The sequence below is a fragment of the Secundilactobacillus yichangensis genome, from assembly GCF_016861565.1.
GTDB classification, from domain to species: domain Bacteria; phylum Bacillota; class Bacilli; order Lactobacillales; family Lactobacillaceae; genus Secundilactobacillus; species Secundilactobacillus yichangensis.
Map to the genome: position 1 here is coordinate 46,784 of NZ_BOLK01000004.1, position 22,161 is coordinate 68,944.

At 43.3% G+C, this 22,161-nt stretch carries 20 protein-coding genes; 15 read left to right on the forward strand and 5 right to left on the reverse strand.

The window, feature by feature from the left end; genetic code table 11:
* Window positions 1–4 precede the first annotated feature (4 nt).
* The 6 genes from rsmI to tsaD all read left to right on the forward strand — a co-directional run bounded on the left by rsmI (window position 5) and on the right by tsaD (window position 4,546).
* The gene (gene rsmI / locus JUE95_RS04695) at window positions 5–892 is read left to right on the forward strand and encodes a 16S rRNA (cytidine(1402)-2'-O)-methyltransferase (protein WP_203649552.1); all 888 of its coding nucleotides are present in this window, start codon (window positions 5–7) and stop codon (window positions 890–892) included.
* A gap of 21 nt (window positions 893–913) precedes the next feature.
* On the forward strand, window positions 914–1,690 hold the full coding sequence (locus tag JUE95_RS04700; protein WP_203649554.1) for an acyl-[acyl-carrier-protein] thioesterase: 777 nt from the start codon (window positions 914–916) through the stop codon (window positions 1,688–1,690).
* 68 nt (window positions 1,691–1,758) lie between these two features.
* Window positions 1,759–2,481, forward strand: a complete 723-nt coding sequence (gene tsaB, locus JUE95_RS04705; protein WP_203649556.1) for a tRNA (adenosine(37)-N6)-threonylcarbamoyltransferase complex dimerization subunit type 1 TsaB — start codon at window positions 1,759–1,761, stop codon at window positions 2,479–2,481.
* Complete coding sequence (gene rimI, locus JUE95_RS04710; protein WP_203649557.1) at window positions 2,465–3,049, forward strand: ribosomal protein S18-alanine N-acetyltransferase; 585 nt, start codon at window positions 2,465–2,467, stop codon at window positions 3,047–3,049. Before tsaB ends, rimI (JUE95_RS04710) begins: the two co-directional genes overlap by 17 nt.
* The gene (gene rimI, locus JUE95_RS04715) at window positions 3,036–3,512 is read left to right on the forward strand and encodes a ribosomal protein S18-alanine N-acetyltransferase (RefSeq protein ID WP_203649559.1); all 477 of its coding nucleotides are present in this window, start codon (window positions 3,036–3,038) and stop codon (window positions 3,510–3,512) included. The genes rimI (JUE95_RS04710) and rimI (JUE95_RS04715) overlap by 14 nt, the downstream gene beginning before the upstream one ends.
* Window positions 3,509–4,546 carry a tRNA (adenosine(37)-N6)-threonylcarbamoyltransferase complex transferase subunit TsaD gene (tsaD, locus tag JUE95_RS04720; RefSeq protein ID WP_203649561.1) on the forward strand — a complete coding sequence of 346 codons (1,038 nt, stop codon included), beginning with the start codon at window positions 3,509–3,511 and terminating at the stop codon, window positions 4,544–4,546. Before rimI (JUE95_RS04715) ends, tsaD begins: the two co-directional genes overlap by 4 nt.
* Before the next feature lie 55 nt (window positions 4,547–4,601).
* On the opposite strand, the gene JUE95_RS04725 is transcribed toward tsaD, so the two are convergent.
* The gene (locus tag JUE95_RS04725; protein WP_203649563.1) at window positions 4,602–6,560 is read right to left on the reverse strand and encodes an ABC transporter ATP-binding protein; all 1,959 of its coding nucleotides are present in this window, start codon (window positions 6,558–6,560) and stop codon (window positions 4,602–4,604) included.
* Between the two features lie 248 nt (window positions 6,561–6,808).
* Between JUE95_RS04725 and JUE95_RS04730 the strand changes: the two genes are divergently transcribed.
* The 4 genes from JUE95_RS04730 (at window position 6,809) to kimA (ending at window position 11,829) form a co-directional block, all read left to right on the forward strand.
* Window positions 6,809–7,447 carry a redox-sensing transcriptional repressor Rex gene (locus JUE95_RS04730; RefSeq protein WP_203649565.1) on the forward strand — a complete coding sequence of 213 codons (639 nt, stop codon included), beginning with the start codon at window positions 6,809–6,811 and terminating at the stop codon, window positions 7,445–7,447.
* 252 nt (window positions 7,448–7,699) lie between these two features.
* Window positions 7,700–7,984, forward strand: a complete 285-nt coding sequence (gene groES / locus JUE95_RS04735; RefSeq protein ID WP_203649567.1) for a co-chaperone GroES — start codon at window positions 7,700–7,702, stop codon at window positions 7,982–7,984.
* A 60-nt stretch (window positions 7,985–8,044) separates the two neighbouring features.
* Window positions 8,045–9,676, forward strand: a complete 1,632-nt coding sequence (gene groL, locus JUE95_RS04740) for a chaperonin GroEL (RefSeq protein ID WP_203649568.1) — start codon at window positions 8,045–8,047, stop codon at window positions 9,674–9,676.
* A gap of 317 nt (window positions 9,677–9,993) precedes the next feature.
* A complete protein-coding gene (gene kimA / locus JUE95_RS04745; protein WP_203649570.1) occupies window positions 9,994–11,829 on the forward strand; it encodes a potassium transporter KimA in 1,836 nt (611 codons plus the stop codon).
* Window positions 11,830–12,308: 479 nt separating this feature from the next.
* On the opposite strand, the gene lrgB is transcribed toward kimA, so the two are convergent.
* The gene (lrgB, locus tag JUE95_RS04750; RefSeq protein ID WP_203649572.1) at window positions 12,309–13,073 is read right to left on the reverse strand and encodes an antiholin-like protein LrgB; all 765 of its coding nucleotides are present in this window, start codon (window positions 13,071–13,073) and stop codon (window positions 12,309–12,311) included.
* A 39-nt stretch (window positions 13,074–13,112) separates the two neighbouring features.
* Window positions 13,113–13,559 (reverse strand): CidA/LrgA family protein, encoded by a 447-nt coding sequence (locus JUE95_RS04755; RefSeq protein WP_203649574.1) that lies wholly within the window; start codon window positions 13,557–13,559, stop codon window positions 13,113–13,115.
* Between the two features lie 277 nt (window positions 13,560–13,836).
* On the opposite strand from JUE95_RS04755, the gene JUE95_RS04760 reads away from it, so the two are divergent.
* Window positions 13,837–14,931 carry a glycosyltransferase family 4 protein gene (locus JUE95_RS04760; RefSeq protein WP_203649576.1) on the forward strand — a complete coding sequence of 365 codons (1,095 nt, stop codon included), beginning with the start codon at window positions 13,837–13,839 and terminating at the stop codon, window positions 14,929–14,931.
* A 68-nt stretch (window positions 14,932–14,999) separates the two neighbouring features.
* Here the strand turns inward: JUE95_RS04760 and JUE95_RS04765 are convergent, their stop codons facing one another.
* Window positions 15,000–16,058 carry an acyltransferase family protein gene (locus tag JUE95_RS04765; protein ID WP_203649578.1) on the reverse strand — a complete coding sequence of 353 codons (1,059 nt, stop codon included), beginning with the start codon at window positions 16,056–16,058 and terminating at the stop codon, window positions 15,000–15,002.
* 77 nt (window positions 16,059–16,135) lie between these two features.
* The gene (locus JUE95_RS04770) at window positions 16,136–16,792 is read right to left on the reverse strand and encodes a YigZ family protein (RefSeq protein WP_203649580.1); all 657 of its coding nucleotides are present in this window, start codon (window positions 16,790–16,792) and stop codon (window positions 16,136–16,138) included.
* 51 nt (window positions 16,793–16,843) lie between these two features.
* On the opposite strand from JUE95_RS04770, the gene JUE95_RS04775 reads away from it, so the two are divergent.
* From JUE95_RS04775 to secA, 4 genes are all read left to right on the forward strand, one after another.
* Window positions 16,844–18,187: an ATP-dependent helicase ComFA gene (locus JUE95_RS04775; RefSeq protein WP_203649581.1), complete on the forward strand. Its 1,344-nt coding sequence runs from the start codon at window positions 16,844–16,846 to the stop codon at window positions 18,185–18,187.
* Entirely contained in the window at window positions 18,184–18,864 is a 681-nt protein-coding gene (locus JUE95_RS04780; protein ID WP_203649583.1) for a ComF family protein, read from the forward strand. The genes JUE95_RS04775 and JUE95_RS04780 overlap by 4 nt, the downstream gene beginning before the upstream one ends.
* 158 nt (window positions 18,865–19,022) lie before the next feature.
* Window positions 19,023–19,580, forward strand: coding sequence for a ribosome hibernation-promoting factor, HPF/YfiA family (hpf, locus tag JUE95_RS04785; RefSeq protein ID WP_203649585.1), 558 nt, complete (start codon window positions 19,023–19,025; stop codon window positions 19,578–19,580).
* Window positions 19,581–19,792: 212 nt separating this feature from the next.
* On the forward strand, window positions 19,793–22,156 hold the full coding sequence (gene secA, locus JUE95_RS04790; protein ID WP_203649586.1) for a preprotein translocase subunit SecA: 2,364 nt from the start codon (window positions 19,793–19,795) through the stop codon (window positions 22,154–22,156).
* Window positions 22,157–22,161: the final 5 nt, after the last annotated feature.

The window sequence follows — 22,161 nt, forward strand, 5'->3', positions numbered from 1 at the left end:
CAGCTTGCAATCGCAATTAAGTTTTTCAAAAGAGAATAAAACAGGCACGCTATATTTAGTGCCGACCCCAATTGGTAATCTTGGTGATATGACTTTTCGCAGTGTTGATGTTTTAAAACAAGTTGATTTGATTGCAGCAGAAGATACGCGAAATACGCAGAAGCTGCTAAACCATTTTGAAATTGAGACGCCGCAGATTAGTTTTCACGAACATAATACGCAGGAGCGAATCCCGCAGTTGATTACTAAACTGCAGGCAGGAGAAAATCTCGCTCAAGTCAGTGATGCTGGAATGCCATCAATCAGTGATCCGGGACACGAATTAGTGGTTGCTTGTATTGAGGCAGCTATTCCGGTTGTACCATTACCAGGTGCTAATGCTGCGTTAACGGCACTGATTGCATCAGGGCTGGAACCGCAACCGTTCTATTTCTATGGCTTTTTGGACCGTAAACCTAAGCTTCAAGTGGCTGAACTAGAAGCGTTGAAGGACCGCTCAGAGAGTCAGATTTTTTATGAGGCGCCGCATCGATTGGCAAAAACATTACAGCATCTAGTAGATGTGTATGGCGGTGACCGTCAGGCATCGCTTTGCCGCGAGCTTACCAAAAAACACGAACAGTTTTTGCGTGGTTCCTTAACAGAAATGCTGGAATGGGCAACTCAGTCCGACCGAGTTCGTGGTGAGTTTGTTGTGATTGTTAGTGGTAATCCTAAGGGTGAAGAAGCAGAGCAGGAGCCTGATTATAGTGGCCTCAGCATTGAGGACCACGTTGATCACCTCATTGAAACCGGATTAAGACCGAATGATGCGATTAAGCAGGTCGCACATTTGCGACAATTAAAGAAACAGGAAGTTTATCAAATTTATCACCATCTTAATCAGAACTAAAAAGAATTAGGGGAAATCCGAATGGGCGCAAATATTTTTTCAGAAAAACATCAAATCACCTTTTACGAAACGGATGTCACGAATACCGTGACACCAGCCATGCTGATTAACATGATTATTTTGGCATCGGAAGACCAGACAGTTTCATTGGGTGTCGGTGCGGAAACGGTGGCTAAACTAGGTATCGGTTGGGTAGTCACCCAGTACAAAATTGACATTACCCGACTGCCAAAGCAGGGCGAAACCATTGAAGTATCGACTCAGGCGACCTGTTATAACCGTTACTTTGCTTTTCGGGAGTTCTGGGTTCACGATAGTGCGGGCCAGGAATGTGTTCACGTTGAAAGTATTTGGGTAACGATGAACCATGATACCCGTAAGATTGTCACGATTCCAAACGAAATTATTGCACCGTTTAACTCTGAAGAAGTCAAAATGATTCCCCGTTTGTCGCGCCCAAAACGGTTGGCAGACGATGATCAGTTGATGACAAAACAATATCGGGTTCGTTATTTTGATATTGATGGTAACGGTCACGTCAATAACTCGCGCTACTTTGACTGGCTGTTAGATGCTTTACCAATGAGCTTTCTCACCCGGCATAATTTAACGGGAATTAACATTCGCTTTGAAAATGAGGTTCAGTACCATCATATGGTGACCAGCGAAGCAACCTTGATGACCGATGTGCCCGAGTCAATCGTGACGAAGCACCGCATTACCATGGAAAACGGTGACGTTGCTACTGAAGCAGAATTTCACTGGGAACCAATCATTAATCACTCTGATCAAGCTTAGGTGGCAGATAAATAGGCTTGGGTGTATGATGATGGCTGGAGAATCAGAAAAAGAGGTATTGAAACGATATGAAAGTACTGGCACTAGACACGTCTAATCAAACGCTAAGTGTAGCGGTGATGTCAGATGACCAGGTTTTAACGACAACTACAGTGACAACAACTAAAAAGCATGGCACGCAACTATTACCAATCATTCAAGATGCCATGGCTACGGCCAAATTAAAACCGGCAGATTTGGACCGGGTGATCGTAGCGGATGGTCCTGGTTCGTACACGGGCTTGAGAATTGGCGTAACCACGGCTAAAACGTTGGCTGATACATTGAATATTGAACTAGTGGGCGTTTCGAGTTTGGCGACCATTGCTGCCAACGTTATCAGCGAAACACAGTTAGTAGCAGTCATGTTTGATGGTCGAAATGACAATGTTTTTGCTGGTGCTTACCGGATTGAAAACGGGGTGCCGGTTTCGGTGATTGAAGATCAGCACATCGCTTTCGAAAAATTATTACCACAAATCAAAGCGTTAGCAGAACCCATCGTAGTATTAGGTGATCTTGACGCATTTACGGAACGTTTGAAAACGGCGCTAGAAGCAAACTTTATTCATTATCCAACTGAACTGAGTCTTCCAAGCGCGGTGCAGCTGGGCCGGCTTGGCGAACGTAAGGCTCCTGTAAGCGACGTTAATGGTTTTGTGCCGCGGTATTTGCGGCTAACGAAGGCGGAAGCCGATTGGCAAAAGCAGCACCCGGAAGAGGATAGTAGCGACTATGTTGAAAAAGTTTAATCACTGGTTCCGACAACTGTTTCAAATTCAGGATACCAAGTATCAAGATATTTTAGATATTAAAAATCACGAAGTTCATATTCAAAACGTTGCTTATTTTTTAGCTAAGGCGCAATTTACTGATATTCCAGAAATGCTGGGGATTGAGCGGGCAGTATACGGCGGTAAAACACCGTGGGATTCTGCGGCGTTTGCCAGTGAGCTTCGGCATGAAACCGACCGGCTATACTTAGTTTTGCGGCGGCATGACCGTTTGCTGGCCTTTATTGGCTGCACGTTTAACGATACCAAAAGCGATGCCCACATTACCAACATTGCGGTGGTACCAGATTATCAAAATCGTGGGCTGGGGCATTTTTTAATTGCAGTGATGATTAAGAAGGCACGTCAGCTGGAGCTGAAGCAGGTTTCCCTGGAAGTTCGCTTGAGTAACGTTCGGGCACAGGCGCTGTACCAAGACCTTGGTTTTGAAAAGGCTGGTATCAAAAAGGGCTATTACTTTGGTGACCACGAAGATGCGGTTGACATGGTGATCACAATTGGAGATTCCGAAAATGTCGAAGCTTAAAATACAAGTGGTTACTAAATCGAAGTTGGTACCATTGGTTGAAGCTTGTGCACGCATAGCAAAACGCGCTTACCCAGCTGGAACGGGCTGGAAATTACAAGAGTTTCAAGCGGATATGGTTGCAGCACACCGGCTGTATGCGGTGATTTATGATGATGATCAATTAATTGGTTACGTTGGCGCTGTTAAGGTACTAGATCAGGTGGATATTACTGGTGTGGCAGTGGATCCAGCATACCAGCGGCAGGGTCGGGCATTGAAACTGATTAATGCCTTGATTGCATCATTGGAAGCCAATACACAGGTGTTTTTGGAAGTTAGAAAATCGAATGTAGCAGCTCGGCATCTCTATCAGCGGATCGGCTTTACCCCCATTAATGTGCGTAAAGCGTATTATACCCATCCGGATGAAGATGCTATTTTAATGAAACTTAGCGTGTCAGGCACGAAGGGAGAGAATTGAACGTGGAACGGAATTTAATCTTGGCCTTCGAGTCAAGTTGTGATGAAACCAGTGTTGCGGTGATCGAGAATGGTGAAAAAATTCTTTCCAACATCGTTGCCACTCAAATTAAGAGTCATCAGCGGTTTGGCGGTGTTGTCCCCGAAGTTGCCAGCCGTCATCACATTGAACAAATTACTGACTGTATTGATTTAGCCATGTCTGAAGCCTCAGTAACCTATGATGATCTGTCGGCAGTTGCTGTTACATACGGACCCGGACTGGTTGGTGCGCTGTTAATTGGCGTCACCGCAGCTAAAACAGTTGCTTACGCTCATGATTTGCCGTTAATACCAGTCAACCATATGGCTGGACATATTTATGCTGCTCGTTATGTGAAGCCAATCGAGTTCCCAGCTTTAGCTTTGCTGGTTTCTGGCGGTCACACCGAGTTAGTTTATTTGGCAGAACCGGGTCAATTTGAAATTATTGGTGAAACCCGCGACGATGCAGCTGGTGAGGCTTACGATAAAATTGGCCGGGTACTGGGAATCAACTATCCGGCAGGTAAAGAAGTAGATCGGTTAGCTCATTTAGGGAAGGACACCTTTAACTTCCCCCGAGCAATGGACGATTCCGAATCGTTTGATTTCAGCTTTAGCGGTTTGAAGAGTGCGTTTATCAATACCGTTCACCACGCGGACCAAATTGGTGAAACCTTGAGCCGAGAGGACTTAGCGGCTAGCTTCCAGCAGGCTGTGGTGGATGTATTAGCAGATAAAACAATTCGGGCTTTAGATGCCTATCCAGTAAAGCAATTGATCTTAGCTGGCGGTGTTGCTGCTAATCAGGGGTTGCGTGAACGCTTAGATTCAGAGCTGAAAGCCTTTGAAAACGTTGATTTTATTAAAGCACCCCTTAAGCTTTGCGGTGATAACGCCGCAATGATTGGGGCGTTTGGCTATGTTGGCTATCAGCTAAAACAGTTTGGTGACATGACTTTGAATGCAGATCCGAGCTTGGAATTTGATTGGATTGCGTCGAAGCAAAATTAAGGCAAAATAAAAAACAGATTTCCTTTTTGGGGAAATCTGTTTTTGTGTGTCTGTGTTAATCAGACAAGTCTTCTAAGGCTAATGATGCTTCTTCCCAACTATTTTCGGTTGCCTCAATTTGACGGTTGAGTTCTTCTAACTGGGTTTGAAGTTCGGCCATTTTGGCTTGATCGGTAAAAATTTCAGGTTTAGTCATAGTAGCCTCGACTTGATCCTTCTGATCGGTTAAATCAGTGAGCTGCTTTTCTAAGCTTTCAACCTGACGGGTCAGTTTGCGTTCTTGTTTCTGGCGTTCCTTAGATTGCTGATAATTTTGCTTTTTTAGACTGACTGGCTTTACAGCAAGACTAGGATCTTTTTCAACCGCTTCTTCCTGTTTCTTCTCCGCGATGGCGGCCTGTTCCTGTTTCTTTTCGATAAAGTAGTCGTAATCACCAAGAAAAAGTTCGGAGCCCTTAGCTGATAATTCAACCACCGAAGTTGCCACCTGATTAATGAAATAACGGTCATGTGACACGAACAAAATGGTACCATCAAAGTCATTCAAAGTATTTTCTAGAACTTGTCGACTATCGATGTCCAAGTGGTTAGTGGGTTCATCTAAAATTAAAAAGTTATCGTGTTTCATTGCGAGTTTGGTTAACAGCAGCCGGGCTTTTTCACCACCACTTAGACTGTGGACCATCTTATCCACGTCTTCACCGGTGAATAAAAAGCTACCGAGAATTGTCCGAATATCTTTTTCTGGTGTTGTGGGGTGATCATCCCAAAGTTCAGCCAGTACGGTTTTGTTGCTGTGCAGTGATTTTTGCTCTTGGTCGTAGTAGCCCGTATCGACACCCGTTCCAAAAGTTACGCTGCCGGCCAACGCTGGAATTTTGCCTAAAATGGTTTTTAAAAGCGTTGATTTACCCACTCCGTTAGGACCCACAATAGCAATGGCCTGGTGTTTTTTAACATCAATATTCACCGGTTGGGCTAATATTTTATTTGGATCATAGCCCACTGCCAGATCTTTTACCGTTAAGACGATATTGCCGCTTTGACGGTGAGGAGTAAAGGCAAAGTGAGCCACCTTATCGTCTGATTCTGGTCGTTCCATGCGATCCATCTTTTGAAGCTGCTTACGTCTGGCCTGTGCCCGTTTGGTGGTTGATGCTCGAACGATATTTCGATTAACAAAATCCTCTAATTGGGAGATTTTGTGCTGCTGTTTGTCATATTCTTTCCATTGCCGCTGCAGCTGGGCTGCTTTTTGTGTCACGTAGGCGGAATAATTGCCGTGAAAATGTGTGACGGTTCCCATGGACATTTCGTAAACTTCCGAGACCAATCGATCTAAGAAATAGCGGTCATGGGAAACAATCAGTAACGCACCTTTGTAGGATTGAATATAGCCTTCAAGCCAGGTCAATGTTTCAACGTCCAGATGATTGGTAGGTTCATCTAAAACTAACAGATCACGTTTTTCCAGCAGTAGTTTGGCTAATGCTAACTGGGTTTTTTGACCGCCAGAAAGCTCGTTGATTGAGCGGCCATAATCTGCCTCACCAAATTCAAAACCGTGAAGTACGCCGCGAATTTCCGCACGATAACCATAACCATTATTATTTTTGAAAGCCGTTTGCCGCTGGTCGTAGGTTTTCGAGAGCTGTTCAAATTCTTGTTTATCATTAATAACCTCAGGATCACTCATCCGTTCCTCTAAACGGTGCAATTCTTTTTCTTGATCCTGAAGATCTTGGAAGACACTGGCCATTTCTTCCCAGATTGATTTATTGGAGTCAAGACCGGTATCTTGGGCTAAATACCCAATGGTCATGCCTTTCTTATAGATGATCTGACCCTCATCTGGTGCGTCAATGCCCGTGATCATTCGAATCAAGGTTGACTTGCCTGCACCATTTCGGCCGACGAGTGCTACTCGGCCGTGTTCAGGAACATCTAAACTGACATTGTCAAAAAGAGTATCCGCGCCGAACCTGCGTGTTACTTGCTGAACCTGTAATAACATGTCGTATCAGCTACCTTTCTATTGTGAAACTATTCTACCATTAATTAGTGAGATTCTGATAGGGCAGATGAAATGTTCATGATTTTTTATTGAAAATTATTTCACAAATCGACTCGATATGCTACAATTAACGAGAATGATGTTTTCACAAACTTATTTATTTTATGAAATCTAAATAAACTTAATGGTTAAAAAATTAGCTTTTTAAGGTGTTTTTAATCAGTTAAATTCACAAGGAGGAGAAACAATTGGCAGAAACAAAAATTCCAAAGGCCACGGCCAAACGATTACCAATTTATTATCGTTATCTGAATATTTTACACGATTCTGATAAGAACCGGGTATCGTCAACGGAACTTTCAGAGGCTGTTAAAGTTGATTCAGCAACGATTCGTCGTGATTTTTCATATTTTGGTGCCCTCGGGAAACGGGGTTACGGCTATGACGTTGACAGTTTATTGAAGTTTTTCAAGAAGATTTTAAATCAGGATAAGCTGACTAACGCGGCCCTTATTGGTGTAGGTAATTTAGGTAATGCGCTTTTAAACTTTAATTTCCATCAGAATAGTAACGTACGGATCAGCGCTGCTTTTGATGTTCGGCCTGATATTGCAAACACTGTTCAAAGCGGTGTTCCAATTTACCCGATGTCAGAATTACGTAAGCAACTGGAAGACCAGCAAATTAAAATTGTGATTTTAACAGTGCCCGAATCCGTTGCCCAAAACGTCACGGACAGCGCTGTTGCCGGTGGCGTTCAAGGCATCCTGAACTTCACACCTCTGCGGGTGTCAGTTCCTGCTAATGTCCGGGTTCAAAACGTTGATTTGACCAATGAACTGCAGACGCTAATTTACTTCCTAGATCATTATAATGAAGAAAACTAGCAAAGTGCAAATTCATAAATGATTCATTTAAAACAGCTTGATTATCAGTTAATTGACTGGTATTTAAGCTGTTTTTGTTTTGAAACAAATAATTTGTTTTACTTTCATCTTTATAAAATTGAGTTAATCACTTTTTTTTAAGTAAATCTCTTGCAATTGGGTGGGAATAATTTTATAGTATTAATTGTGGTTAGCACTTATGTTAGGTGAGTGCTAATAGTGCTAAAACTTATATTTATTGGAGGGATTCAAGTGTTAAAACCATTAGGAGACCGTGTAATTTTACAAGCACAAGAAGAAGAAGAACAAACTGTTGGTGGCATCGTGCTAGCAAGCAACGCTCAAGAAAAGCCACAAACTGGCAAAGTTGTTGCTGTAGGTGATGGCCGTGTGCTTGACAATGGTGAAAAGGTTGCGCCAAGTGTTAAAGAAGGCGACACTGTCTTATTTGATAAATACGCAGGCACTGAAGTTAAGTATAACGGTGACTCTTATCTAGTTGTTCATGAAAAGGATCTTGTCGCAATCGTCGACTAGTTCAGAACGCAACTAGAACTAAATCTTTAAACTATATTATTTATGAGGTGAAGTTAAATTATGGCAAAACAACTTAAGTTTTCTGAAGACGCCCGGGCATCAATGCTGACCGGTGTCGATAAATTAGCTGATACTGTTAAAACAACTCTTGGACCTAAGGGCCGCAACGTGGTTTTGGAACAATCATATGGCAATCCAACCATCACTAATGATGGTGTCACAATTGCAAAGGCCATTGAATTGTCAGACCACTTTGAAAACCTTGGTGCTAAGTTAGTTGCTGAAGTTGCTTCAAAGACTAACGATATCGCCGGTGATGGTACCACCACTGCTACGGTATTGACTCAAGCAATTGTTAACGAAGGTATGAAGAACGTGACTGCCGGTGCTAACCCAGTTGGTATCCGTCGCGGGATCGAAAAAGCAACTAGCGCAGCTGTTAAGGCTTTACATGAAATGAGCCACAAAGTTGCTACCAAGAGCGACATTGCACAAATTGCATCAATTTCTTCTGCTGACCAACAAGTCGGTGATTTGATTGCTGATGCTATGGAAAAGGTTGGTAATGACGGGGTTATTACTATTGAAGAATCTCGTGGTGTTGATACCAGCTTAGACGTTGTTGAAGGGATGCAGTTCGATCGTGGTTACATGTCACAATACATGGTTACTGACAACGATAAGATGGAAGCTAACTTGGACAACCCATACATTCTGATCACTGATAAGAAGATTTCAAACATTCAAGATATCTTACCATTATTACAGTCAGTTGTTGAACAAAGTCGTTCACTCTTAATCATTGCTGATGACATTACTGGTGAAGCATTACCAACCCTTGTTTTGAACAAGATGCGTGGTACTTTCAACGTTGTTGCCGTTAAAGCTCCTGGTTTTGGTGATCGTCGTAAAGCTCAACTTCAAGATATTGCCGTATTGACCGGTGGTACTGTGATTACCGACGATTTGGGCTTGAACTTGAAGGATGCTACGATCGAACAACTTGGTCAAGCCAACAAGGTTAACGTTACAAAAGACGATACAACCATTGTTGAAGGTGCTGGTGCCAAGGAACAAATTCAAGAACGGGTTTCAGAAATCAAAACGCAAATCGATGCAACCACTTCTGATTTCGATCGTGATAAGTTAAAGGAACGTTTGGCTAAGATGGCCGGCGGTGTTGCCGTTATCCGTGTCGGTGCCGCGACTGAAACTGAATTGAAAGAACGCAAGTACCGTATCGAAGATGCTTTGAACGCTACTCGTGCCGCTGTTGAAGAAGGTTTCGTTTCCGGTGGTGGTACTGCTTTGATCAACGTTATTCCAGCCGTTGAAAAGGTTGAAAAGGACGTTGAAGGCGACGAAGCAACCGGTGTTGCTATCGTTCGTCGCGCCTTGGAAGAACCAGTTCGTCAAATCTCTGAAAATGCCGGTGTTGAAGGCTCTGTCATTGTTGAACACATGAAGACATTGAAGCCTGGCGAAGGTTACAACGCTGCCACTGACAAGTATGAGAACATGGTTGACGCTGGTATCGTTGACCCAACTAAGGTTACCCGTTCAGCGCTTCAAAACGCTGCCTCAGTTTCAGCATTGCTGTTGACTACTGAAGCCGTTGTTGCTGATGAACCAAAGAAGGATGATGCTGCTCCAGCTGCACCTGCACAACCAGGTATGGGCGGCATGATGTAACATCACGTTTAAACGGCTAACGTTTAAATTGATAATTAAAAGCACTTGGAATGGCTGACCATTTCAAGTGCTTTTTTTGCGGACTCACGACCAGAATTCATACTCTGCTGAAAGTTTTATTAGGGCTTGCAGTGAAACCCATTGGGATTGTTTTTTGACAGCTTGCTTTCGCGTGATGGTTTGTTGTACAATACCAATTGATTTTGCATACCCATTGCGGCATTCACTTATTTTAGATATTAATTTTCGAAAGGAGCTATCAGTCACTGCAGTCTCGTGGTTGATAGCTGCTATTCGTCGATAAAGGAGTAAAAATCATGTGGCGTTATTTGAAACGGTTACTCATTGGTAAACCGTTGAAGACGACGGATGAGGGTGGACAGGCTTTAACCAAGTTTAAAGCGCTGGCGTTGCTCTCTTCTGATGCGTTATCTTCAGTCGCATATGGGACTGAACAAATTACAACAGTTTTGATTACACTTTCTGCGGCTGCCTTAATGTATCAACTTTGGGTTGCTGCTTTAGTGCTGGTCTTACTGTTCGCAATCACGTTGTCATATCAACAAATTATTCACGCCTACCCTTCTGGGGGAGGTGCGTACGTTGTTGCAACAACTAACTGGGGACAACCAGCTGGCTTGGTTGCCGGTGGTTCACTGTTAGTTGATTATATGCTGACCGTGGCGGTTTCTGTTACTTCAGGTACTGATGCTATTATTTCTGCAATACCCGCCCTTAGCGCTCACCAAGTCGGTATTTCGATCATTTTAGTTTTGATGATTATGGGAATGAACTTGCGAGGGTTGCGAGAGTCAGCCTCGTTGCTGACGTTACCGGTTTACTTCTTTATCCTCATGATCTTTATCATGATTGGCTGGGGAATCTTTGAAATTGTTACCGGGCACGTTGCATACCACGCCTCAGCGGCCGTTGGTGCTCCAGTCCAGGGAATGACCCTGGTACTGTTCCTCCGTGCGTTTTCTAGTGGTTCTTCATCTCTGACAGGGGTTGAAGCGATTAGTAACGCGGTGCCTAATTTCCGGAAGCCTAAGAGTCATAATGCCAGTGCAACACTTGCCATTATGGCGGCAATTTTGGCGTTCTTCTTCGGTGGTATTACTTTCTTAAGTTACTATATAGGCATTAAGCCGATGGCTGATAACACCGTTTTGTCACAAATTGGTCAAGCTGTTTTTGGTCATGGCTTGATTTATTATCTGTTGCAATTAGCTACGGCTGCTATTTTGGCAGTTGCCGCTAACACTGGGTTCTCGGCTTTCCCAATTCTGGCTTACAACCTGGCTAAGGATAAGTTCTTGCCACATGCTTATTTAGACCGTGGGGATCGTTTAGGTTACTCAAACGGTATTATTTCACTTGCCATTGGGGCGATTTTCCTGATTGTCATCTTCCACGGAAAAACCAGCCTGTTAATTCCACTTTACGCCGTTGGGGTTTTCGTGCCATTTACATTATCTCAATCCGGAATGATACGGCACTGGTTTAGAGTTCGTGAGGGTAAGTGGCAACTTAAAGCCTGCATTAACTTCCTGGGAGCTTTCATTTCGTTTGCACTGGTTGTTTGTCTCTTCTTCCTGCATTTTCCTAACGTTTGGCCTTATCTGATTGTCATGCCTGCTGTGATCTACATGTTCTACCGAATTCATCGGCACTACATCAACGTCGCGCACCAACTGCGTGTGAGTGAAAATAGCGATGCGGTTAACCATCATTACGATGGTGCAACGGTGATCGTCTTGGTTAGCGATGTGACTCAAGTAACCGCTCACGCTATCGACTATGCCCGATCAGTAGGGGACTACGTGATCGCCATGCACGTGTCTTTTGATGAGAATCCGCGTAAGGAACATAAGACAGCTCAGAAGTTTAAGGTAGAATTTCCTGATGTCCGCTTTGTTGATATTCATTCGTCGTACCGGTCAATCATCACACCAACGTTACGGTTCTGTGATGTGATCGCCAAGCGAGCTGCTGAACGAAACTTCACCACCACCGTCTTGGTACCCCAATTTGTACCGCGTCGGCCATGGCAGAATGTTTTGCATAACCAGACTGCTTTGAGACTTCGTTCTGCTTTGAATACACGTCAGAACATCATTGTTTCCACTTATAGTTATCACTTAAAGAGATAGCTGTTTAAAGAGAGAAAAAGGGGACTGTGCCATAAGTCTATATTGATCAGTATTTCAATCAAATTTTTTAACTAAAATTCATTATGATTGTGTTTTTGTCCAGCACTTCAATATGGCCTAATCATGTGTCAAAACTCAGATTCCGGCCATTTAACGCAAATAATGCCTATTACGACAAGGTCCGCCGGAATAGGCATTATTTGCGTTAAATTCTGGAATCTACCGAGATTTGTCACACACGCTTGTGTTACAGCCGGTTCTTTGTAAGATGAATTTTCTCAGTATGAGATTGAATACCTTAGTTTGGCGATGATGCTGAAACTCGATTAAAAAGGCATTGCGATAGGTGTGGCTGTTCAGGTGGACAAGAAAAGCCGCCAGAACATCATCTGACGGCTCATTTGTTGAAATAGGATATGGCATCCTAAGTTTTTTGTAGTTTTGTAGTTGAGAAAATTTTTTTAAAATTAGTAGTTTATTTAGAACAAGCCCATCATGTGTGCAAATGGCGGAACGACGATGTCTACAACGATTGAGATGACAACAACGGCGATAGAAGCCATGGCACCTTGAATGGAACCCAGTTGAACGGCTTTAGCTGAACCAACCGTATGTCCCGCAGTACCTAAACCTAAACCAGCACCAACTGGATCGCTGTTTAAGCGGAAGATCTTGATTAAGAAATCAGCTAAGGCGTAAATTAAGACGGCGTTGATGATACATGCCATCGCGGTTACGGCCGGCACACCACCAACAGCACCAGAGATCGGCATTGCAATGGCAGTGGTTGCAGCTTGTGGTAACATAGAAGAAATCATGGCATTGTTAAGACCTAATGCCTTTGATACGTAGTAGATAGCGAATAATGAGATTACCATACCAATAATTAGTGATAAAATAATCTCTAACCAGAACTTTTTAACAACGTCGTTCCGACGGTAGAGTGGAATGGCAAAAGCAATGGTAGCAGGGTTCAGGAACCAAAATAGGATGTCACCACCGGGCTTGTAGGCTGATTGATAGAAGGTTGGTAATGATACGCCGAACCATTTAGCCATAAGCCAAAGAATGAAGATACCTAGAACCATACCAACGAATAATGGCTGGAATAAGAAGAAACCGTTTGAAATTTTAAATAAATATTGACCAATAAGAAAGACTGCCAGTGATAAGAAAATACCAAAGAATGCTATGCCACCAACTTTCGGATCTAAAGCATTACCGAAAAAGTTCACCCAGGTCATGTAACTCAATCCTTTCTATGCTTGAGAGGGTTTACTGAATTATTCAACATCAGTAGATTTGTGGAACACCTTACGACTGATAGCCATAAATCCAGCAGTAGTATATGCAACTACAACTAACAGAATGACTGTTGCCAAAATGATAGTTACAATGAGCATAACACCGGTCAAAACGCCGTCATCTGTAAATACGTTCAGTGAGTTAGCCATTTGAACACCAGATGGGACGAACAAGAAAGCAATTAAGCTAATCAAAAAGTCAGCCATCTTCTCAACTTGATATAGTTTTATGATGTGCGATGCTAACAGAACATACATCAAGATAAGACCAATAACCGGAGTTGGAACCGGGAAAGATTTGGGAAACAGTGGCGACAGCAGTGAAGAAACAAATAAAACGGTTGCAAAAATACACATTTGCTGCAAAATAGGAGCCGGTTCGTGCTCGGTTCCATCAGTTTTCGAAGCTTGCTGGTTACTTGCCATAATTCAACACTCCTTTCAAAAAGTCAGAAAATTTTCACAAACTAGTAAAGCGCTTTCGCTTCACAATGTAAGTATACTCACAATCAGATTTAAGCGCAAGGTAATAGCCCTAGTGTAATCGTTTACCCTGTTAAATTTACTTGTGTAATTAATACTTTAGTTGATTAGATTGCTCATTTTATTTAAGATTATCTGAAAAATTTTAGGGTGAGTGATTGTGTTTACTGAAAGCGGTTTGTATAATAGTATCAATGTGTCATGAAGAGAGGAAACCATTATGAAATTTGAAATCATCGTCAGTTTAGTTGCGACTATGATTTTATCCGCTATCCTGACACCGTTCGTCCGAAAATTGGCGTTCCGTGTAGGAGCAATCGATAAACCAAATGCAAGAAGAGTGAATAAAGTACCAATGCCTACTATGGGTGGTCTAGCTATTTTTCTTGCTTATACCTTTGCGACTGTTTTCCTATTAAGATTTCAAATCCCTACGCGTCAATTATGGGGAGTTCTCGCGGGGGAATGCGTTATTATTGCAACGGGGGTTATTGATGATATTTTTGAATTAAAGCCCCGTCAAAAGGTGCTAGGAATTTCAATTGCAGCGTTGGTCGTTTATTTTGCGGCTGGCGTCAAGATGAGCCACATTACGATTCCCTTTTTAGGACTGGTTTCATTAGGCTGGTTGAGCCTGCCGATTACATGGATCTGGATATTAGCCATTACTAACGCAGTTAACTTAATTGACGGACTGGATGGCCTGGCCACCGGGGTTGGCATTATTGCGCTCTCAACGATGGGGGTTACTGGATTATTTTTCCTGAACGTTGCTAATACCTTTGTTGGAATCAGTATTTTTGCATTGGTGGCCGCCATGATAGGCTTTTTACCGTATAACTTTTTCCCGGCACGGATTTATCTAGGAGATACTGGTTCACTGTTTATTGGGTTTATGATGTCGGTGTTTTCACTGTATGGTCTGAAAAACGTTACTTTTATTTCAGTGATCATCCCAGTGATTATTATGGGCGTGCCGATTACCGATACAGTTTACGCTATTTTGCGGAGGATGCTGAATCGGCAGCCAATTTCCCATGCCGATAAGCATCATTTACACCATCGGTTGATGCAAATTGGGCTGACTCACCGGCAAACGGTACTGGTTATTTACGGCATCGCGTTGATTTTCGCTTTTATTTCTCTGATGTACCCAATTTCACCAACGTGGGGGACGATTTGTTTAACTATCGCTAGTCTGGTTGGTCTAGAGCTGTTTGTGGAAGCCATCGGGCTGGTAGGTGTTAACCGTCAGCCGCTGTTAAATTGGATCAAACGGATCGTAAAGGGAACGACTTCCAAAAATTCACATTGATTTTAAACTGATGACTATCAAAAAGAACTGCCAATCTTTAAAGATGGCAGTTCTTTTATTTTGGCTGATTAATTTACCGCTGATTTATGGGTCAAACGCCGCAGCAGACGGTCAATCAAGTGATCAAACAGCCAGCCTAAAACTAACGTTGCGAGTAATACCAGCAAGAAAGCTAACCAAGGGATTTTCATGATGGCTTTATTTTGGATTAGAATCATGGGAATTCGTTGGAGAATGTACAGGGAAAACATGGCACTGCCACCGACGTATTTCAGAAATCGATTCTTAAACCGGACCTTCATTGCCAGTAAGACGAAGAGAAACGGGAAACTGATTGCAGCAATTTGGTAGTAAAGGTAATGAATCAAGCCTTGGCTAAAGGCGCACAGTAGGTAACTGCCGCAAAAGACGGCCAGGGTTGTTAAGCCCATAATCAAATAGTTGCGCCAATTCTTAGTGATTTGCGGCAGCCACTTCGTTTGATGGAGTGAAAATACAGTACCTGCAAAGTAGCTTAAAATGGTTTCGTGATACCAGCTTGGTAAAGTGAAATTGGCGATGATAATGTAGATAAACAAGCCGGTCAATAAGTAGATCAACGCTTTTCGGTGACTATTTGCTGATAATTTGAACGCAAAATAAGTCAAACAGTAAAGTAACAGTATGGCGAAAATGTACCAGCCACTGTTACCAATTGTGGTTAAGCCAAAGTAAGCTAGTAATATTCGCTGGCCTGAGTAGTGAGTGTGCAGCATAACCGCCAAAATAATAAAGAGTGTGACCGCAAAGAAAAATTTTGCCCACACAAATAAGATGCGTTTAACGGGGAAGGTGTTGATATAGGCGCTTCCCCGTTTTTGCAGCTGCTCCATGATGCCAAAACCAGAAAAGAATAGAAACGTGGTGACAATCAGTTCACCTTTAGTTGACATCCATAGTGATGAGAGCGGTGTTAAATGTGAAGCCGGCAAGTAGGTGGAAAAGTGACTAAACATGACTAGCAACAGGAAAAGGCCGTTGATTGTCGCCGTTGTATCACGATTCAGGTAACCCGGTTCCGGACCGGTTAGGTTTAACCGCATACTTGAAATGAAGAGCAGTGCCAAACAAATTAAAATGATATCCACAAGTTAACCTCCAGGTTGGTTCGTGTAATGATGGCTTATAGGTTAAAGCCGTATAAGAGAAGTGCATCAGGGTAGCTTTAGTCCTTAGCGTCCGGATAGACGGGAACATCGACTTCATGGTAATGTTCATCGCCTGATTTGATGGTGACCTGACCAGAAAGCAGGTTGGTAATTTCTGCTTGAACCGGTGCGGCATCATCGACATTTACGGCAATGGTGACATCAACGTTACTACCATAATTTGTATCAATCACGTTAATCTGTTTCTGCTGAAGATGGTAGTTTAATTTTTCGTAATTGGCATAAGAAACAGTAAGATTGAGATCACGTTGAAGAACTTTTTCAACTAAACCAACTTTTTCAATAGCACGTGAAGTGGCGTTGCTGTAAGCCCGAATCAAACCGCCAGCACCCAATTTAGTGCCGCCAAAGTAACGGGTGACTACGGCAACAACGTCATGGATTTTCATTCGTTTCAAAACTTCTAGGATTGGCACGCCGGCCGTTCCGGAAGGTTCGCCGTCGTCGCTTTCACGTTGCACCTCATCGTGCTCGCCTACCATGTAAGCAAAACAGTTATGGTTGGCTTTAGGGTTATCTTGGCGGACGGATTCAATAAAGGCATCGGCAGCTTCCTTTGTGGCAACCCGTTGTACGCTGCAGATAAAACGGGATTTTTTAATTTCCAGCTCGTGAGAACCGCTGGCTTTAATTGTTAAATAGTTTTCTGACATTGATTGAATTACTCCATTTCCTGCGTATGTAGTTAATAAGGGGTGAAAATAATGCAAACAAACCAATTATTTGGGCGGCAAGTTTTAGCGGATAAGCTGTCAGTGGAGACTGCTTGGCAGCCTAAGCTGATCCGCCGACCAACCATGATTATAACCGGACAGTGGGCCATTTGTCAGCGTTGCGGCCAGCGAATAGCTAAGCAAACGGTTCAGCTACCGCAGGAGGCTTACTACTGTCCGCACTGTTTTCAATTAGGACGGGTAACTTCCAATCAGTGGTTATGGTCATTGCCAGAACCCAACCTGTTTTCAAAGCGTACTGAATCACCGCTAAGCTGGACGGGGCAATTAACACCTGCCCAAAACGCTTGCAGTCAGCAGATCAATCATATTTTCGGTGCTGGTAAAACCCACCTGCTTTGGGCAGTTACCGGAGCCGGTAAAACTGAAATGCTGTTTTTGGGTATTGAACAAGCGTTAATGAAAGGGTTACGGGTGGCAATTGCTTCACCACGGGTGGATGTTTGCTTGGAACTTGCACCACGGCTGCAAGCGGCGTTTACTAGCATTCCGCAGATTGTCCTGCACGGCGAGATGAAGGGTGATTATGAGTACCGTCAGCTCACAATTTGCACAACGCATCAGCTCCTTCGATTTTACCATGCTTTTGACGTCTTGGTGATCGATGAGGTGGATGCTTTTCCGTTTGCCGCTGATCCTGGCTTGAATTTCGCTGCTGAACAGGCCAAAAAAGAGACGGGTGCGTTGCTGTATCTCACCGCGACACCTAGTAAGGAACTGCAGCGATTAGAGCGGCAACATAAGCTTACAGTCAGTTATTTGCCTGCTAGGTATCACGGCTATCCCTTGCCTGAAATTAAAGTGAAATTGACTCGGCGATGGCGCCAGACGCTGACTAAGAACCGCCTGCCAACAGCAGTTAAAGGATTGCTTAAACAGCTTGTATCCAATCATCGTCGTTTCTTATTGTTTGTCCCACACGTTAAGGATTTAGCCGCGCTTGAATCGGTTTTAAAACCACAGTTTCCCGGGTTGAAGCTGGCAACGGTTCACGCTGGAGATCCAGATCGGCAAGATAAGGTCCAGAAAATGAGAACTGGCGAATTGGATGGTTTGGTTACGACAACGATTTTAGAGCGGGGAGTAACGTTTACCAATATTGATGTGATCGTTGTAGGGGCGGATGATGCCGTTTTTTCAACCGCGGCACTGGTTCAAATTGCGGGACGAGCAGGCCGTAAAGCAGCTTATCCTAAGGGATTGGTAGCCTTTTTTGCAGATAGTCAAACGAAGACGATTAAAGAGGCCCGTCATCAGATTAGGTTTGTTAACCGAAAGGCCCAGCGTGAAGGATTGTTAGGGGGGTACAAATGAGTGAATGTCTGCTGTGCCACCGTGAAAATCTGCAGCAGCTGACTCTATGGCAGCTATTAAATTTTCAACCGGTGGTACCGGATTTGCTTTGTCAGGAGTGTATGGGTCAGTTGGAGCCAATTTCAGTTGATGAAGCGTGCAGCGGCTGCGGTCGAAAGTGTGCGGCACAATTTTGCAATGATTGCCTTTTGTGGAAAGCAGTCCCTAACTTTAGTAACCGCGCATTGTTTCAGTATAATGATTTACTTAAGCGATTTATGTCGCAGTATAAATTTTATGGTGATTATCGCTTAAGAAAAGTGTTTCAGGATAAAATCGAACGTGAGGTGCGCCAGTTTCATGCGGACCTAGTCCTGCCAATTCCGATCAATCCAGCGACCCAGCAGCATCGTGGCTTTAATCAGGTTGCCGGTTTTTTAGAACGGATTGAAACGGTTGATGGCCTGGTCACCCGAGACCGGGTGAAACAGCAGCCCCAGTCGGGGAAAAACCGTCAAGAACGACTGCGAACGGAACAGCCATTTACCCTGAATTTAAACAGCAAAAAATTTAATAAAAAACGGGTTTTGATCGTCGATGATATTTACACAACTGGCCGGACGATTCGTCACGCTGCTGAACTGCTGCAAAGTGCTGGTGCTAATGAGGTTATGGGACTTACTCTAGCTCACGGATAGCGAAAATAAGCGCAGAATAATACTGTTCTCTGCCCTAAACTATTGTGTATTGTAGCGCTTTCTATTATAATTAAGCTATAAACAAAACAAACATTTAAGCCGTGGTTTCAGGTATGCTTAAATTAACTTTTGTTTGTTGTGGAAGGGAGAGAAGTTCTATGCTCACATTCAATATTCGTGGTGAAAACATTGAGGTCACTCAAGCAATCCGGGATTATGTGCAAAAGCGGATCAGTAAGCTTGAGAAGTATTTTGAGCAAAGCGTGGATTCAACTGCTCATGTTAATCTGAAGGTGTACCAAAATAAGGATTCAAAGGTGGAAGTTACAATTCCGCTTCCTTATTTGACACTTCGAGCAGAAGAAACGTCTCCAGATCTGTATGCAAGTATTGATTTGGTTACGGATAAGCTAGAGCGTCAGATCCGCAAGTACAAGACAAAGGTCAACCGTAAGTCCCGTGAAAAGGGCTTCAAAAACCTTGAATTCACACCCGAAACTGCTGGCAACGAAGACTCTGATGACAACAACGCAAAGTTAGAGGTCGTTCGGACAAAGCGTGTTTCCTTAAAGCCAATGGACAATGAAGAAGCAATTCTGCAAATGGATATGCTAGGGCATGACTTCTTTATCTATGAAGACGCTGAAACCGATGCAGTCAATATCGTTTACCGTCGTAATGACGGCCGTTACGGTTTGATTGAAGCCGGCGATTAATGATTTAAGAACGTAATTGTAAAGGGATCGAAGCAGTTTTATTCAAGCTTCGGTCCCTTTGTATTCGCTTTGTAAAGCGGTTGTCATAGTTTCTTAAAAAATATAACCAACAGATGAGTTTTAAAACCTGCACATAAATGTTAGACTAGTTGTTGGTATGCAATCAAATGAATGATAATAATTGAGAACACATTAACAGAAGGGAATCAAGAATGGCTAACTTTTTAAAACGCTGGGTCGAAAGTGATAAACGAGAACTTCGACGTATCAGCAAAATTGCGGATAAGGTCAACGACTACTCAAAAGAGTACGAAAACTTATCTGATGACGATTTAAAAGCAAAAACACCAGAATTTCAAAAACGTTACCAAGATGGAGAAACGTTAGACGACTTACTACCAGAAGCTTTTGCGGTTGCTCGTGAAGGTGCTAAGCGGGTGCTTGGTTTATACCCATTCCACGTGCAAATCATGGGTGGTATCGTGCTTCATGAAGGTAATATTGCCGAAATGAAGACTGGTGAAGGTAAGACGTTAACTGCCACCATGCCAGTTTACCTGAACGCACTGTCAGGTAAAGGGGTTCACGTTGTCACCGTTAACGAATATTTATCAGGTCGTGACGCTGAAGAAATGGGTGAACTGTATAACTGGTTAGGATTGAGTGTCGGCTTAAACCTGACTGAAAAGTCACCTGAAGAAAAGCGGGCGGCGTATAACTGTGACATTACTTACTCAACTAACTCAGAAATTGGGTTCGATTATCTGCGTGATAACATGGTTGTCTATAAGGAAGACATGGTTCAGCGTCCACTGAACTTTGCGATTGTCGATGAAGTGGATTCGATCCTGATTGATGAAGCTCGGACACCGCTGATCATTTCTGGTCAATCTGAAGGGACTTCACAACTGTATCAGCGAACTGATCGGTTTGCTAAAACGCTTCACGAAGATACGGATTACAAGATTGATTTGGAATCTAAGAGTGTGTCATTAACCGAAGAAGGAATTGCGAAGGCTGAAAAGTACTTTAACCTTAAGAACCTTTTCGATACTGATAACACTGCGTTGACCCACCATCTGGATCAAGCTTTGCGGGCTAACTTCATTATGCTTCGCGATAAAGACTACGTGGTTTCTGATGGCGAAGTTTTGATCGTTGATTCGTTTACCGGTCGTGTTATGGAAGGCCGTCGTTACTCTGACGGACTGCACCAGGCGATTGAAGCCAAAGAAGGCGTGGATATTCAAGAAGAATCCAAGACCATGGCTAACATCACTTATCAAAACATGTTCCGGATGTACGATAAATTAGCCGGTATGACGGGTACTGCCCGGACTGAAATTGAAGAATTCCGCGAGATTTACAGCATGGAAGTTATTTCAGTACCAACTAACAAACCGGTTATTCGGATCGATGAACCGGACGTTTTGTACCCAACTTTGGAAGCTAAATTTAATGCCGTTGCGGCTCGGGTTAAACAGCTCCATGAAAAGGGCCAGCCCATTTTGATTGGTACCGTTGCGGTTGAAACTTCTGAATACATTTCACAATTACTGGATAAAGATAATATTCCACACGTTGTTTTGAACGCTAAAAACCATGCTAAGGAAGCCGATATTATTATGAACGCTGGTCAACGCGGTGCGGTTACGATTGCTACCAACATGGCTGGTCGTGGTACTGATATTAAGCTCGGACCCGGTGTTCGTGAATTAGGTGGCTTAGTTGTTCTGGGTACTGAACGACATGAATCACGTCGGATTGATAACCAACTTCGTGGCCGTTCCGGTCGTCAAGGTGACCCTGGTTTGACACAGTTCTACCTCTCGCTTGAAGATGATCTGATGCGTCGTTTTGGTACTGACCGGGTTAAGGGCTTCCTTGAACGGATGAACGTTGAAGGTGATGATGCGGTAATCAAGAGCCGAATGATCAGTCGCCAAGTTGAGTCTGCTCAAAAGCGGGTTGAAGGTAATAACTATGATTCACGTAAGAACGTTTTGCAATATGATGATGTGATGCGTGCACAACGTGAAGTTATTTATAACCAGCGAAACGAAGTTATCAATGAAGAGAAGTCCTTACGTTGGGTGATCAAGCCAATGTTTGACCGGACCATTGATCGCGTGGTTAACCTTCATACTCAAGGTGAACAAAAGGATTGGGACTTAAGCACGATTTTGGACTTTGCCATTTCTGCTCTGGTCAGTCCTGACAAGATCAAGTTGGACGACCTTAAGAACAAGAATGCTGATCAGATTAAAGACCTGCTTAAGGGCTTAGCTGACGGTGTTTATGAAGATAAAAAGAAACAGCTTTATGATCCAGCTCAAATGCTTGAATTTGAAAAAGTTGTCATCTTACGGGTGGTTGACTCTCATTGGACCGATCACATTGATGTGATGGATCAGCTGCGGACCTCAATTGGTTTACGTGGTTATGGTCAATTGAACCCATTGGTTGAATATCAACAAGATGGCTACCGGATGTTTGAGGAAATGATTGCTGATATTGATTACGACGCTACTCGTCTGTTCATGAAGTCAGAAATTCGTCAAAACATTAAGCGTTAAAAACT